The organism is Streptomyces sp. NPDC102451, from assembly GCF_044765485.1.
Taxonomy (GTDB): Bacteria; Actinomycetota; Actinomycetes; order Streptomycetales; family Streptomycetaceae; genus Streptomyces.
This window is the reverse complement of sequence record NZ_JBIWKD010000022.1, coordinates 18,033-32,065: the sequence shown is the minus strand read 5'-3', so window position 1 is coordinate 32,065 and position 14,033 is coordinate 18,033. Positions and strand designations below refer to the sequence as shown.

The following is a 14,033-nucleotide window of genomic DNA, read 5'->3' as shown; positions in this document are numbered from 1 at the left end:
CACGGCCGGGACCCCTGCCCGGCCGTCGTCCCGCTCAGTCCTCGCCCTCCAGATCGCCCTCGGTCTCCAGGAACACCTGGCGCAGCGCTTCGAGCACCGCCGGGTCGGGCTTCGCCCACATCCCCCGGGACTCCGCCTCCAGGAGGCGCTCCGCGATGCCGTGGAGGGCCCACGGGTTGGCCTGCTGGAGGAACTCGCGGTTCGCCGGGTCCAGGACGTACGTCTCGGTCAGCTTGTCGTACATCCAGTCCGCGACCACGCCCGTCGTGGCGTCGTACCCGAAGAGGTAGTCGACCGTCGCGGCGAGCTCGAAGGCGCCCTTGTAGCCGTGGCGGCGCATCGCCTCGATCCACTTCGGGTTGACCACCCGGGCGCGGAACACCCGGGACGTCTCCTCGACCAGGGTGCGGGTGCGGACCGTCTCGGGGCGGGTCGAGTCGCCGATGTACGCCTCGGGGGCGGTGCCCTTCAGCGCGCGTACGGTCGCGACCATGCCGCCGTGGTACTGGAAGTAGTCGTCGGAGTCCGCGATGTCGTGCTCACGGGTGTCGGTGTTCTTCGCGGCCACCGCGATCCGCTTGTACGCGGTCTCCATCTCGTCCCGGGCGGGACGTCCGTCCAGCTCACGGCCGTAGGCGTAGCCGCCCCACACCGTGTACACCTCGGCGAGGTCGGCGTCCGTACGCCAGTCGCGTGAATCGATGAGCTGGAGCAGCCCCGCCCCGTACGTCCCCGGGCGCGAGCCGAAGATGCGGGTGGTGGCCCGCCGCTCGTCCCCGTGCTCGGCCAGGTCGGCCTGGGTGTGGGCGCGTACGAAGTTCTGCTCGGCGGGCTCGTCGAGGGAGGCCGCCAGGCGTACGGCGTCGTCGAGCAGGCCGATGGTGTGCGGGAACGCGTCGCGGAAGAAACCGGAGATGCGCAGCGTGACGTCGATACGGGGACGCCCCAGCTCCTCGTACGGGATCGGCTCCAGGCCGGTGACACGGCGCGAGGCGTCGTCCCAGACGGGGCGGACGCCGAGCAGGGCGAAAGCCTCGGCGATGTCGTCGCCTGCGGTGCGCATCGCGCTGGTGCCCCACAGGGACAGGCCGACGGAGGTGGGCCAGTCGCCGTTGTCCGCACGGTAGCGCTCCAGGAGCGAGTCGGCGAGCGCCTGACCGGTCTCCCAGGCGAGGCGGGAGGGGACGGCCTTCGGGTCGACGGAGTAGAAGTTACGGCCGGTCGGCAGGACGTTGACCAGGCCGCGCAGCGGGGAGCCGGACGGGCCGGCCGGGACGAAGCCGCCGTTCAGGGCGTGGACGCAGTGGTCCAGTTCGTCTGTGGTCCTGGCCAGGCGGGGGGCGACCTCCTGGGCCGCGAAGTTGAGGATCGCCGCCACGTCGGGGGTCAGGTCGTGGAGCGGTGTGCGGGTCGTCTGCTCGGGGCTCTGCCCCGGACCCCGCTGCTCAATCGCCGCAGGGGCTTGATCTGGCTGCTCGGTTGCCGAAACGATCTGATCCAGCGGGGCCCAGCCCGCGTCGTCCATCGCTTGCACCAAGGCGCGGGCCTGTTCCTCCACCGCGTCCGCGTCCGCGCGGGTCGCTGCCGACTCGTCCAGTCCCAACGCCTCGCGCAGGCCCGGCAGGGACGTGGTACCGCCCCAGATCTGCCGGGCCCGCAGGATCGCGAGGATCAGGTTGACGCGGGCCGTTCCGGTGGGCGCGGCGCCCAGGACGTGCAGGCCGTCGCGGATCTGGACGTCCTTGATCTCACAGAGCCAGCCGTCGAGGTGCATGATGAACTCGTCGAAGCCCTCGTCTTCGGGCCGGTCCTCCAGGCCCAGGTCGTGGTCGAGCTTCGCGGCCTGGATGAGGGTCCAGATCTGGGCGCGGACGGCCGGCAGCTTGGCCGGGTCCATCGCGGCGATCTGGGCGTGCTCGTCCAGGAGTTGTTCGAGGCGGGCGATGTCGCCGTAGCTGTCGGCGCGCGCCATCGGCGGCACCAGGTGGTCGACCAGGGTGGCGTGCACACGGCGCTTGGCCTGGGTGCCCTCGCCGGGGTCGTTGACCAGGAACGGGTAGACCAGCGGCAGATCACCCAGCGCGGCGTCGGGGCCGCAGGCGGCGGAGAGGCCCGCGTTCTTGCCGGGCAGCCACTCCAGGTTGCCGTGCTTGCCGAGGTGGATCATCGCGTCGGCGCCGAAGCCGTTGTCGTCGGCGGACGCGGCGATCCAGCGGTAGGCGGCCAGATAGTGGTGCGAGGGCGGCAGATCGGGGTCGTGGTAGATCGCGATCGGGTTCTCGCCGAAGCCGCGCGGCGGCTGGATGAGGATCAGCAATTTGCCGCGGCGCAGCGCGGCGAGCACGATGTCGCCCTCGGGGTTGCGGGACCGGTCGACGAACATCTCGCCGGGCGCCGGGCCCCAGTGCTCCTCCACGGCCTCGCGCAGCTCGGCAGGCAGCGTGGCGAACCAGCGGCGGTAGTCGGCGGCCGGGATCCGGACCGGGTTGCGGGCCAGCTGCTCCTCGGTGAGCCACTCCTGGTCGTGGCCGCCGGCCTCGATCAGCGCGTAGATCAGCTCGTCGCCGTCGCCGGAGACCAGGCCCGGGATCTCCTCCTCGGGCCCGAAGTCGTAGCCCTCGGCGCGCAGTCGGCGCAGCAGGGCGACGGCGCTGGCGGGGGTGTCGAGGCCGACCGCGTTGCCGATGCGGGAGTGCTTGGTGGGGTACGCGGACAGGACGAGCGCGATCCGCTTCTCGGCGGCCGGGATGTGCCGGAGCCTGGCGTGCCGTACGGCGATCCCGGCGACCCGGGCGGCCCGCTCGGGGTCGGCGACGTACGCGGGCAGGCCGTCCTCGTCGATCTCCTTGAAGGAGAAGGGGACAGTGATCAGGCGGCCGTCGAACTCGGGCACGGCGATCTGGGTGGCGGCGTCCAGCGGGGAGACGCCCTCGTCGTTCTCTTCCCACGCGGCGCGCGGGCTGGTCAGGCAGAGCGCCTGGAGGACGGGCACGTCGAGGCCGGTGAGGGCGCCCGCGTCCCAGGACTCGTCGTCGCCGCCGGCCGACGCGGTGGCCGGCTTGGTGCCGCCCGCCGCGAGGACGGTGGTCACGATGGCGTCGGCGGCCCGGAGTTCATCGATGAGCTCGGGCTCGGGGGTGCGCAGCGAGGCGACGTACAGCGGGAGGGGGCGGGCGCCCGCGTCCTCCACGGCGGTGCAGAGCGCCTCGACGAAGTCGGTGTTCCCGCTCATGTGGTGGGCGCGGTAGTAGAGCACCGCGACGGTCGGGCCTGTGACGTCCCGGGCGGTCCGCTCCAGCGGGCCCCACGCGGGGGCCGGGGCGGGCGGCTCGAAGCCGTGGCCGGTGAGCAGCACCGTGTCGGAGAGGAACCGGGCCAGCTGCTCCAGGTTGGCGGGGCCGCCGTGCGCGAGATAGGCGTGCGCCTCTGCGGCGATGCCGATCGGCACGGTGGAGGCGGCCATCAGCTGGGCGTCGGGGGCCTGTTCACCGGTGAGTACGACGACGGGGCGGCCGGTGGCGAGCACCTGGTCGAGCCCCTCCTGCCAGGCACGGACACCACCGAGGAGGCGTACGACGACGAGGTCCGTGCCGTCCAGGAGCTGCGGCAGGTCGTCCAGGGAGAGCCGGGAAGGGTTGGCGTAGCGGTAGCTGACCGGGCCCTGGGAAGCGCGGGCGCTCAGCAGGTCGGTGTCGGACGTCGACAGGAGCAGGATCATGCGGCGTCAGCCCTTCCTCGGGGTATCCACGCCCCGGGCAGTTGTCGGACGGCTGGAGTTCCTGACTCGCACGGCCTCAGGGGGCCGGGCTCACAGTGGCGGGACCGCGCCGGAATCTCACCGGGCTTCCTCCGTGTCGCCGTCTGGCGATGGCGGGCCGAACGGACCGCCGCTAGGCATAGTAGGCGGCGGGTGGGGGGTCCTGACCAGACGGCCCCCGCCCTGACCGGCGGCGGAGCGGTGTCCCGTACGTCACAGTGACCGTAGGGGCCCGCCACGGTCACGGTCGGTATGCTCGCCGCCATGTCCGCCTCCCCCCTGACGCCCTCGTCTCCGGGCGATGCGTGTGCCCGGAGCAGCGGTGACGCCTGCCCCGGAGCGCTGCGTCTGCACCGGGCGGACGACGGTGCGCTGGCGCGGATCCGCATACCCGGCGGGGTGCTGACACCCCGCCAGGCAGGGGCGCTGGGGCAGGCCGCCGAGCGCTTCGGTGACGGTGAGTTGCATCTCACCTCCCGGGGCAATGTGCAGCTGCGCGGGCTTTCCCCGGGCTGCGGTGGCGAGCTGGCCGGGCTGCTGGACGAGGCCGGGCTGCTGCCCTCCGCACGGCACGAACGTGTACGCAACGTGGTCGCGTCCCCGCTCTCCGGGCTCGACGGCCTCGGGTCCGTCGACATCCGCCCCTGGCTGACCGGACTCGACCGCCTTCTCTGCGGAAGCGACGGCGCGACGGCGCTCTCCGGACGTTTCCTGTTCGCCCTCGACGACGGCCGCGGCGACGTGGACGCGCTCGGCGCCGACCTCACCCTCCTCGGCCACGACGACGACGCCCTGCTGCGCGTCGGGGACGGTGACGCCGTCCTCCGCGTCCCCTCCGCCGACGCCCCCCGCGCCGCCCTGACCGCCGCCGAGGCCTTCCTCGACTCCGCCCGGGACAGCGGCGCCTGGCGGGTGAAGGACCTGCCGGACGCCACGGCGGCCGCGCTTCCCGCCGAGGTCGTACGACGGTTGCGGGAGGCCGGCATCCTCGCGGTCCCGGGCCGCCGTCCCCGCCCTTCCGAAGCCCTGCCCCCGGCCCCCGGTCCCGTCCCGGTCGGCCGTGGAGAGGCCGCGCTGTCCGTCGGCGTACCGCTGGGGCGGCTGGACCTGACGCAGTGGCGGCTGCTGTCGAGCGCCGGGGAACTGCGTCTCACCCCGTGGCGCGGGGCCGTCGTCACCGGGATCCCGACCGACCGCGCGGACGGCCTGCTCGACGGCCTCTCCGGGGCCGGTCTGATCACCGGGCCCGGTTCGCCGTGGGCCGGTGTGGGCGCCTGCATCGGGCGGCCCGGCTGCGCGAAGTCGCTGGCCGACGTACGGGCCGAGGCGGGGGCCGCCGTCGGACCCGTCGGACGGCTCCCTGTGTACTGGTCCGGCTGCGAACGCCGCTGCGGCCATCCGCACGGGGAGTGGATCGACGTCGTCGCCACCCCCGGCGGACACCGGATCTCGCACGTACGAGGGGACCGGGCCACCGAGGCGGCCACGGTCCGGGACGACCCGGCCGCGCTCGCCGCCGCCGTGGCGGCGGCACGGGGCACGCGCACCTGACCACCACGCACCACCACCCCCTGTTCGACCTGTTCGATCTGCTCGATCTGCTCGATGAAGAAAGCGACAGCACTGTGCACCAGTACGAGAAGGACGGACCGGCGATCTACCGCCAGTCCTTCGCCACCATCCGCGCGGAGGCGGATCTGGCAGAGCTGCCCGCCGACGTGAGCCAGGTCGCCGTCCGCATGATCCACGCCTGCGGCATGGTCGACCTCGTACGCGATCTCGCCTTCTCGCCGAACGCGGTGGCCGACGCCCGTGCGGCGCTGCGCTCCGGCGCACCGATCCTGTGCGACGTCGCCATGGTCGCCAGCGGTGTCACGCGCAGGCGGCTGCCCGCGGACAACGAGGTGATCTGCACCCTGTCCGACCCCGGCGTCCCCGAGCTGGCCGCGAAGCTCGGCACCACGCGCAGCGCCGCCGCCCTGGAGCTGTGGCGGGACCGGATGGAGGGCGCGGTCGTCGCCGTCGGCAACGCGCCCACCGCGCTCTTCCGGCTGCTGGAGATGATCGAGGAGGGCGCCCCGCGCCCCGCCGCCGTCATCGGTGTGCCCGTCGGTTTCATCGGGGCCGCCGAGTCCAAGGAGGCCTTGGCCGCCCACCCTTCGGGTCTTGAGCACCTCGTCGTGCGGGGCAGGCGGGGTGGCAGCGCCATCGCCGCCGCCGCCCTCAACGCGATCGCCAGCGAGGAGGAGTGAGCATGCCCGAGCAGCAGCACACCGGCGGCACGGGACGGCTGTACGGGGTCGGGCTCGGCCCGGGCGATCCGGCGCTGATGACCGTACGGGCCGTGCAGATCATCGGTGAGGCCGATGTCATCGCCTACCACTCCGCCCGGCACGGACGCTCCATCGCCCGCTCGATCGCGGCGCAGTACATCCGCGCCGACCACATCGAGGAGGCGCTGGTCTACCCCGTCACGACGGAGACCACGGACCACCCGGGCGGTTACCGGGGCGCGCTGGACGAGTTCTACGCCGAGGCCGCGGCCCGCCTCGCGGTGCACCTCGACGCCGGGCGCACCGTCGCCGTGCTCGCCGAGGGCGACCCGCTCTTCTACGGCTCGTACCAGCACATGCACAAGCGGCTCGCGGACCGGTACGACACCGAGGTCATCCCCGGTGTCACCTCGGTCAGCGCCGCCGCCGCCCGTCTCGGCACCCCGCTCGTCGAGGCCGAGGAGGTGCTGACGATCCTGCCCGGCACCCTGCCGGAGGAGGAGCTGACGGCACGTCTGGCGGCCACGGACTCCGCCGTGGTGATGAAGCTGGGACGGACGTTCCCCGCCGTGCGCCGCGCGTTCGAGGCGTCCGGCCGGCTGCCCGAGGCGCGGTACGTCGAGCGCGCCACCATGGCAGGGGAGCGGACCGGCGACCTGGCGGACACCGACCCGGACTCCGTGCCGTACTTCGCGGTCGCCGTGCTGCCCAGCCGGATCGACGCCCCCCGGCCCTCCCCCGCCGCCGGCCCGGGGACCGGCGAGGTCGTCGTGGTCGGCACCGGACCGGCCGGACCGCTCTGGCTGACGCCCGAGACGCGCGGGGCGCTGGCCGCCGCCGACGACCTGGTCGGCTACACGACGTATCTGGACCGGGTGCCGGTGCGGCCGGGCCAGCAGCGGCACGGATCCGACAACAAGGTCGAGTCCGAACGGGCCGAATTCGCCCTGGACCTGGCCCGCCGGGGGCGCCGCGTGGCCGTGGTGTCCGGGGGCGACCCGGGGGTCTTCGCGATGGCGACCGCCGTCCTGGAGGTGGCCTCGCAGGACGCGTACGCGGACATCGCGGTGCGGGTGCTGCCCGGGGTGACCGCGGCCAACGCCGCCGCTGCCAGGGCCGGTGCGCCGCTGGGCCACGACTACGCCACCATCTCGCTCTCGGACCGGCTCAAGCCGTGGGAGGTCATCGCCGGACGGCTCCGCGCGGCGGCCACCGCCGACCTCGTGATGGCGCTGTACAACCCCGGCTCCCGCAGCCGGACCTGGCAGGTCGGCAAGGCCCGTGACCTGCTGCTGGAGCACCGCTCCCCGGACACCCCGGTGGTGCTCGGCCGCGATGTCGGAGGGCCGGCGGAGAGCGTACGGACCGTGCGGCTGGCCGATCTGGACCCGGACGAGGTGGACATGCGGACGATCCTCATCGTCGGGTCCTCGCAGACGCGGTGGGTGCGGCGGGGCGACGGGCGGCAGATCGTCTGGACACCGCGCCGCTACCCGGAGGAGTGACCGGGGGGGCGTCGCCCGGGACCGTGTCCGGCGGCGGCCCGGCCCGTTGTCGGACCCCCGTGCCACGATGGCGATCATGAGCGATCCCGTACGCCACATGCCTCCCCTGGACGCCGACGAGCGGACCTCCCTGGAGAGCTGGCTCGACTTCTACCGCGTCACGCTCGCCCAGAAGTGCGAGGGCCTGACGGAGGACCAGCTCCGCGAACCGGCCGCCACCCCGTCGCAGCTCACCCTGCTGGGGCTCGTCCAGCACGCGGCGGAGGTCGAGCGGAACTGGTTCCGCCGGGTCCTCGCCCAGGAGGACGCGCCGCCGATCCACGACCCCGGGGCCGACCCGGAGGGCAGGGACGGCGGGTTCGACCTGGCGGAGGACGCGACGTACGAGCAGGCCCGCGCCGTGTGGCAGGCGGAGATGGACCGGGCCAGGGAGAACTGCGCGGCCCGCGCGCTCGACGACACCGTGCCGTTCGGCGGCGGCGGCCGGGTCACCCTGCGCTGGATCTACACGCACATGATCGGCGAGTACGCACGCCACTGCGGCCACGCCGACCTCGTACGGGAAAGGATCGACGGCCGTACGGGCGTCTGACCCCGCCGGCCCTACGGGATCACGCGCCCGTGAGCTGGTGCAGCAGGGCGCGTGCCTCCTCCGGCGTCCCCGCGACCGGCACCCCCGGGGGGACCGGCGGCCGTCCGACCACCACCACCGGGATGCCGGCCTCGCGGGCGGCGGCGAGCTTGGGGGCGGTCGCGTCACCGCCGCTGTCCTTCGTGACGAGGACGTCGATGCGATGGCGCCGGATCAGCTCCCGCTCGCCCTCCAGGGAGAACGGCCCCCGGTCCAGCAGCACCTCCATCCGCGCCGGGTACGGGACGTCGGGGGCGTCCACCGAGCGCATCAGGAACCAGAGCGCGTCCAGACCGGCGAACGCCGCGAGGCCCATGCGCCCCGTGGTGAGGAAGACGCGCGACCCGAGCTCCGGCAGCAGATCCGCGGCGCCCGCGAGGGAGTCGGTGAGGTGCCACCGGTCGCCCTCGACCGGCACCCAGCCGGGCCGACGGAGGGCCAGCAGGGGAACATGGACAGCGGCGGCGGCCGAGGCCGCGTGGAAACTGATCGTTCCGGCGAAGGGATGGGTGGCGTCGATGACCGCATCCACATGGTGTGCGCGGATCCACTCCGCCATGCCCTCGGCTCCGCCGAAGCCGCCGACGCGCACCTCGCCGGGCGGCAGCTTCGGGTGTGCGACGCGCCCCGCGAGTGAGCTGGTCACCCGGATCCCGTCCGCTGCCACCAGGGACTCCGCGAGCCGACGGGCCTCCGTCGTGCCGCCGAGGACGAGTACGTGCAAGGGCATCGGATCGGTCCGTCCATGAGCAGTGAGGCGCACGCCATTCATGAGCAGTGAGGCGCAGGGCGGGCGCACCGCCCAACTCAAGCACACCGGTCTCCGGCCGGGATGGACCACCGGGGCCTGCGCGACGGCGGCGACCACGGCCGCGTACACCGCCCTGCTGACCGGCGAGTTCCCCGACCCGGTGACCATCACCCTGCCCAGGGGCCAGACCCCCGCCTTCGCGCTCGCGGTGGAGGAGCTCGCCGAAGGGCGGGCCACCGCGGGCGTGGTCAAGGACGCGGGCGACGACCCCGACGTCACGCACGGAGCGCTGGTGCGGTCCACCGTGCGGCTGCTGCCGGCGGGGTCCGGAGTGGTGTTCCGGGCCGGACCCGGCGTGGGGACGGTGACCCTCCCCGGGCTGCCGCTCGATGTTGGGGAGCCCGCGATCAACCCCGTGCCCCGTCAGATGATGCGGGACCACATCGCGCGGGTGGCGGCGGAGCACGGCGGCACCGGCGACGTCGAGATCACGGTCTCGGTGGACGACGGCGAGGAGATCGCACGTTTCACGTGGAACATTCGCCTGGGCATCCTGGGCGGGATCTCGATCCTGGGCACGACCGGCATCGTGGTGCCGTACTCCTGCTCGGCCTGGATCGACTCGATCCGCCGGGGGGTGGACGTGGCGCTCGCGGCCGGGCACCGGCATGTCGCGGGGTGCACGGGGTCGACCTCGGAGAAGACGGTGGTCGCCGAGTACGGACTGCCGGAGATCGCCCTGCTGGACATGGGGGACTTCGCCGGCGCGGTACTGAAGTACGTACGCCGGCATCCCGTGGAGCGGCTGACCATCTGCGGCGGGTTCGCCAAGCTGTCCAAGCTGGCCGCCGGGCACCTGGACCTGCACTCGGGCCGCTCCCAGGTCGACAAGCCGTTCCTGGCGCGGCTGGCGCGGCAGGGCGGCGCGAGCGAGGCGCTGGCGGCGGAGATCGAGGTCGCCAACACCGGGCTCGCGGCGCTCCAGCTGTGCACGGCGGCCGGGGTGCCGCTGGGCGACCTGGTCGCGGTGGCCGCCCGCGACGAGGCACTGTCGGTGCTGCGGGGCGCGCCGGTGGCGGTCGATGTGATCTGCATCGACCGGGCGGGCGCCGTCGTGGGGCGCAGCGAGACGCGGTGAGCGAAGGCGGGACGGCGTCGCTTCAGCAGGTGTGACGGTCCCGCGCCGGGGAGTACAGATGGCTGTCGCGGAACTGCTCGGCGCCCAGCGTCCGGCCGACCATGATCACGGCGGTACGGACCACTCCGGCCTCCTTCACCTGCTCCGCGATGGAGCCCAGCGTGGCGCGCAGGACGATCTCGTCCGGACGCGACGCCATGGCGACCACGGCGGCGGGGCAGTCCGCGCCGTAGTGCGGCAGCAGCTCGTCGACCACCCGGTCCACGTACCGCGCGGCCAGGTGCAGCACGATCAGCGCGCCGCTGCGGCCCAGCGTGGCCAGGTCCTCGCCCTCGGGCATGGCGGTGGCCTGCTGGGCGATCCGCGTCAGGATCACGGTCTGGCCGACCGTGGGCACGGTCAGTTCCCGCTTGAGCGCCGCCGCGGCCGCGGCGAACGCGGGCACCCCGGGCACCACCTCGTACGGCACGCCCGCCTCGTCGAGCCGCCGCATCTGTTCGTTGACGGCGCTGAAGACCGACGGGTCGCCCGAGTGCAGCCGGGCCACGTCGTGGCCGTCCTGGTGGGCCCGCACCAGCTCGGCGGCGATCTGGTCGATGTCGAGCAGGGCGGTGTCCACGAGCCGGGCGTCCGGCGGGCATTCGGCGAGCAGTTCGCGCGGCACGAGGCTGCCCGCGTACAGGCAGACCGGACTGGCGGCGAGCACACGGGCGCCGCGCACCGTGATCAGGTCGGCGGCGCCGGGGCCCGCGCCGATGAAGTACACGGTCATCTGTCGTCTCCTGGAGCGTGCGGGGTCTTCTGTACGGACCACTGGGTGACGGGCATGGCCTGACGCCAGCCGGTGAACCCGCCGACGGGTACGGCATGGGCCACCGCGAGCCGGACCAGGTCGCCGCCGAGCCGTCGGTACCACTCGGCGAGCAGCGCCTCCGACTCCATCGTCACCGTGTTGGCGACCAGCCGGCCGCCCGGGGGCAGCGCGTCCCAGCAGGCGTCGAGCAGCCCCGGAGCGGTCAGCCCGCCGCCGATGAACACGGCGTCGGGTACGGGCAGTCCGGCCAGGGCGTCCGGTGCGCGGCCGGTGACCACGCGCAGCGAGGGGACGCCGAGCCGGTCGGCGTTACGGGCGATGCGTGCCGCCCGTACCGGGTCGCGTTCCACGGTGACGGCGCGGCAGGACGGATGGGTCCGCATCCACTCCGCCGCGATCGATCCGGAGCCGCCGCCGATGTCCCACAGGAGCTCACCGGGGGCGGGCGCGAGCACGCCGAGCGTGGCGGCCCGGACATGGCGCTTGGTGAGCTGGCCGTCGTGCTCGTACGCCTCGTCGGGAAGCCCGGGAACGGCTCCGAGACGCAGGGCGTCCGGGGTGCTCCGGCAGTCCACCGCGATGACGTTGAGCGGGTCCCCGGGCGGGTGCTCCCAGGAGTCGGGGGTGCCGTCCAGGCAGTCCTCGGCCGGGGAGCCGAGCTGTTCGAGCACCCGCATCCGGCTGGGCCCGAAGCCGTGCTCCCGCAGCAGGGCGGCCACCGCGGCGGGTGTGCCGGCGTCGGCGGAGAGCACCAGCAGCCGCCGCCCGTCGTGGAGCGCGCCGGCCAGCCGGGCCGGTGGACGGCCGACGAGCGTGACCGTCTCGGTGTCCTCAACCGGCCAGCCGAGCCGGGCGCAGGCGTACGACACGGAGGACGGGTGCGGCAGCACACGGAGCGCCCCGGCGCCCAGCTCCTCGGTGAGGGCCCGGCCGATGCCGTAGAACATGGGGTCGCCGCTGGCGAGCACGGCGGTCCTGCTCCCCGCGTGCGCGGCGAGCAGTCCGCGCACGGCGGGCCGCAGAGGTGAGGGCCAGAGCACCCGCAGGCCCCCGCACCCCGGCGGGAGCAGCCCCAGCTGGCGCTCACCGCCGATCAGGACCTCCGCGTCCAGGAGCACCGCGCGGGCGCTCTCCGGCAGGCCCGCCCAGCCGTCGGCACCGATGCCCACGACGCTCACGGCGGAAGCGGGCGCCGGGACGGCGGGCGGGGGTGACACGGGTGACACAGCCGGTACCTCGGGGTTGGCGGGACGACGCAGCCGAACTCTACGGGGGCGGCTTCCGGACCCGTGCGGCGGAGTGATTCCGGAAAACCTCCCGCGTGGTGTCGAGAACCGGTCACCGGCTTCGACGTCCCCTGTGGGAGTCGCCCACGAGGGGCGGCCACCGAGAACCGAGGAGCGACACCATGAAGTACCTCGTGATGGTTCTGGCCTCGCAGGCCGACTACGACGCCATGAACGGCAAGCCCTCGCCCGGGAGCCCCGCCTGGAACGAGAAGGACATGCGGGCGATGTTCACCTTCATGGAAGGGATCAACAACGATCTGGCCGAGTCCGGCGAGATGATCGACGCGCAGGGCCTGGCCGATCCCGCCAGGACACGCGCGGTACTGCCGGGTGCGGACGGCAGGCCGGTCGTGACGGACGGCCCGTACGGGGAGACCAAGGAGCAGCTCGCCGGGTTCTGGGTGCTCGACTGCGAGAGCCTGGAGAGGGTCACCGAGATCGCCGCACGCATCGGACTGTGCCCGCAGCCCGAGGGCGCGCCCGTCTACCCGGTGCTGATCCGGCCGATGGACGCGGTGAGCGACCCGCAGGGGGGCACCTGCTGAGAGGAGCCGTGTGAACGCCGGACCGACCGGGATCGAGAACCTGCTGCGCCACCACGCGCCGCAGGTCCTCGGCGCGCTCGTCCGCCGCTACGGCCACTTCGACACGGCGGAGGACGCCGTGCAGGAGGCAATGCTCGCCGCGTACCGGCAGTGGCCGGCCGAGGGGCTGCCCGGGAATCCGCGCGGCTGGCTCATCAGGACCGCGTCCAGGCGGCTGACGGACCAGCTGCGCCACGACTCCGCGCGGCGGCGGCGCGAGGAGAAGGCCGCCGCGCTCACGCCCCGCGACGCGTTCACGGCCCCGCCGCCCGGGGAGAGCCGGGCGCCCTCCGCCGACGACACCCTCACCCTGCTCTTCCTCTGCTGCCACCCCGAGCTGACCCCCGCCGGCCGGATCGCGCTGACCCTGCGCGCGGTCGGCGGCCTGACGACGGCCGAGATCGCCCGGGCCCACCTGGTGCCCGAGGCGACGATGGCGCAGAAGATCAGCCGGGCCAAACGGAAGGTGCGGGGTGTGCCGTTCCGGCAGCCGGGGCCCGACGACCGCGACGTACGGCTCGCGGCGGTGCTCCAGGTGCTCTACCTGATCTTCAACGAGGGGTACACGGCGTCGTCCGGCAGCGATCTGCACCGCGCCGACCTGGCCCGGGAGGCGATCCGGCTGACCCGCGCCGTGCGCGGGCTGCTGCCCCGGGACGGGCGGGTGACCGGACTGCTGGCCCTCATGCTCCTCACCGAGGCCCGCAGCGCCGCCCGCACCGGACCGCACGGCGAGCTGGTCCCGCTCGACGAGCAGGACCGCACCCTCTGGGACGGGGCCGCCATCGGCGAGGGCACCGCCCTGGTGGAGGAGGCACTCTCCGAGGGCCCGGCCGGGGCGTACCAGCTCCAGGCGGCGATCGCGGCGCTGCACGACGAGGCGGATCGTGCCGAGGACACCGACTGGCCGCAGATCCTCGCCCTGTACGACCTCCTCGTGCACCGCACCCCCGAGCCGATGGCGGAGCTGAGCCGGGCGGTGGCGCTCGCCATGGTCCAGGGGCCCCGGGCAGGACTGGCGGCCGTGGCGGCGCTGGAGGACCGGCTGGCGGGCCACCACCGGCTCGACGCCGTACGGGCCCATCTGCTGGAGAAGGCCGGGGACCGCGAGGCGGCACGCGACGCCTACCGGCGGGCGGCCGGCCACACGCTCAGCACACCCGAGGCGCGCTATCTGGGGCTGCGGGCGTCCCGGCTGCTGCCGCCCGACGGCGGCGACACGGCCTGACGAGGCCCCACCGCGGCCACGCACCGAGTCGCCGATCCCGCTCTCCCTCGCGATCATCGAATA

Annotated in this window: 11 protein-coding genes and 1 riboswitch; of the genes, 7 read left to right on the top strand and 4 right to left on the bottom strand. The window is 74.0% G+C overall.

From position 1 onward, the window contains the following. Nucleotides 1-34 precede the first annotated feature (34 nt). On the bottom strand, nt 35-3,718 hold the full coding sequence (cobN, locus tag ACIRD8_RS32960) for a cobaltochelatase subunit CobN (RefSeq protein WP_403999869.1): 3,684 nt from the start codon (nt 3,716-3,718) through the stop codon (nt 35-37). Between the two features lie 32 nt (nt 3,719-3,750). Next, nucleotides 3,751-3,904: riboswitch (cobalamin riboswitch) on the bottom strand. A gap of 105 nt (nt 3,905-4,009) precedes the next feature. On the opposite strand from cobN, the gene cobG reads away from it, so the two are divergent. The 4 genes from cobG (at nt 4,010) to ACIRD8_RS32940 (ending at nt 8,127) form a co-directional block, all read left to right on the top strand. Next, nucleotides 4,010-5,308, top strand: coding sequence for a precorrin-3B synthase (cobG, locus tag ACIRD8_RS32955; RefSeq protein ID WP_403999866.1), 1,299 nt, complete (start codon nt 4,010-4,012; stop codon nt 5,306-5,308). Between the two features lie 74 nt (nt 5,309-5,382). Further along, entirely contained in the window at nt 5,383-6,009 is a 627-nt protein-coding gene (locus ACIRD8_RS32950) for a precorrin-8X methylmutase (RefSeq protein WP_403999863.1), read from the top strand. Nucleotides 6,010-6,011: 2 nt separating this feature from the next. After that, nucleotides 6,012-7,535 carry a precorrin-3B C(17)-methyltransferase gene (gene cobJ, locus ACIRD8_RS32945; RefSeq protein WP_403999860.1) on the top strand — a complete coding sequence of 508 codons (1,524 nt, stop codon included), beginning with the start codon at nt 6,012-6,014 and terminating at the stop codon, nt 7,533-7,535. Between the two features lie 76 nt (nt 7,536-7,611). Continuing rightward, a complete protein-coding gene (locus tag ACIRD8_RS32940; RefSeq protein WP_403999857.1) occupies nt 7,612-8,127 on the top strand; it encodes a DinB family protein in 516 nt (171 codons plus the stop codon). Between the two features lie 19 nt (nt 8,128-8,146). Here the strand turns inward: ACIRD8_RS32940 and ACIRD8_RS32935 are convergent, their stop codons facing one another. After that, nucleotides 8,147-8,896: a cobalt-precorrin-6A reductase gene (locus ACIRD8_RS32935; RefSeq protein WP_403999854.1), complete on the bottom strand. Its 750-nt coding sequence runs from the start codon at nt 8,894-8,896 to the stop codon at nt 8,147-8,149. 40 nt (nt 8,897-8,936) lie between these two features. Here ACIRD8_RS32935 and ACIRD8_RS32930 point away from each other — a divergent pair, with 40 nt between their 5' ends. Next, complete coding sequence (locus ACIRD8_RS32930; RefSeq protein WP_403999851.1) at nt 8,937-10,055, top strand: cobalt-precorrin-5B (C(1))-methyltransferase; 1,119 nt, start codon at nt 8,937-8,939, stop codon at nt 10,053-10,055. 22 nt (nt 10,056-10,077) lie between these two features. Here ACIRD8_RS32930 and cobM read toward each other — a convergent pair whose 3' ends face one another. Both cobM and cbiE read right to left on the bottom strand, forming a co-directional pair. Next, on the bottom strand, nt 10,078-10,827 hold the full coding sequence (gene cobM, locus ACIRD8_RS32925; RefSeq protein ID WP_403999848.1) for a precorrin-4 C(11)-methyltransferase: 750 nt from the start codon (nt 10,825-10,827) through the stop codon (nt 10,078-10,080). Beyond that, the gene (cbiE, locus tag ACIRD8_RS32920) at nt 10,824-12,095 is read right to left on the bottom strand and encodes a precorrin-6y C5,15-methyltransferase (decarboxylating) subunit CbiE (protein WP_403999845.1); all 1,272 of its coding nucleotides are present in this window, start codon (nt 12,093-12,095) and stop codon (nt 10,824-10,826) included. Before cbiE ends, cobM begins: the two co-directional genes overlap by 4 nt. Before the next feature lie 182 nt (nt 12,096-12,277). Between cbiE and ACIRD8_RS32915 the strand changes: the two genes are divergently transcribed. Next, nucleotides 12,278-12,703, top strand: a complete 426-nt coding sequence (locus ACIRD8_RS32915) for a YciI family protein (protein ID WP_403999842.1) — start codon at nt 12,278-12,280, stop codon at nt 12,701-12,703. A 10-nt stretch (nt 12,704-12,713) separates the two neighbouring features. Beyond that, nucleotides 12,714-13,970: an RNA polymerase sigma factor gene (locus ACIRD8_RS32910; protein WP_403999839.1), complete on the top strand. Its 1,257-nt coding sequence runs from the start codon at nt 12,714-12,716 to the stop codon at nt 13,968-13,970. The last annotated feature ends 63 nt before the right edge of the window (nt 13,971-14,033 follow it).

Coding starts and splice junctions, on each gene's coding strand:
- cobN (WP_403999869.1), bottom strand. CDS start 3,718: ATGATCCTGCTCCTGTCGACGTCCGACACCGACCTGCTGAGCGCCCGC.
- cobG (WP_403999866.1), top strand. CDS start 4,010: ATGCTCGCCGCCATGTCCGCCTCCCCCCTGACGCCCTCGTCTCCGGGC.
- cobJ (WP_403999860.1), top strand. CDS start 6,012: ATGCCCGAGCAGCAGCACACCGGCGGCACGGGACGGCTGTACGGGGTC.
- ACIRD8_RS32940 (WP_403999857.1), top strand. CDS start 7,612: ATGAGCGATCCCGTACGCCACATGCCTCCCCTGGACGCCGACGAGCGG.
- ACIRD8_RS32935 (WP_403999854.1), bottom strand. CDS start 8,896: ATGCCCTTGCACGTACTCGTCCTCGGCGGCACGACGGAGGCCCGTCGG.
- ACIRD8_RS32930 (WP_403999851.1), top strand. CDS start 8,937: ATGAGCAGTGAGGCGCAGGGCGGGCGCACCGCCCAACTCAAGCACACC.
- cobM (WP_403999848.1), bottom strand. CDS start 10,827: ATGACCGTGTACTTCATCGGCGCGGGCCCCGGCGCCGCCGACCTGATC.
- ACIRD8_RS32915 (WP_403999842.1), top strand. CDS start 12,278: ATGAAGTACCTCGTGATGGTTCTGGCCTCGCAGGCCGACTACGACGCC.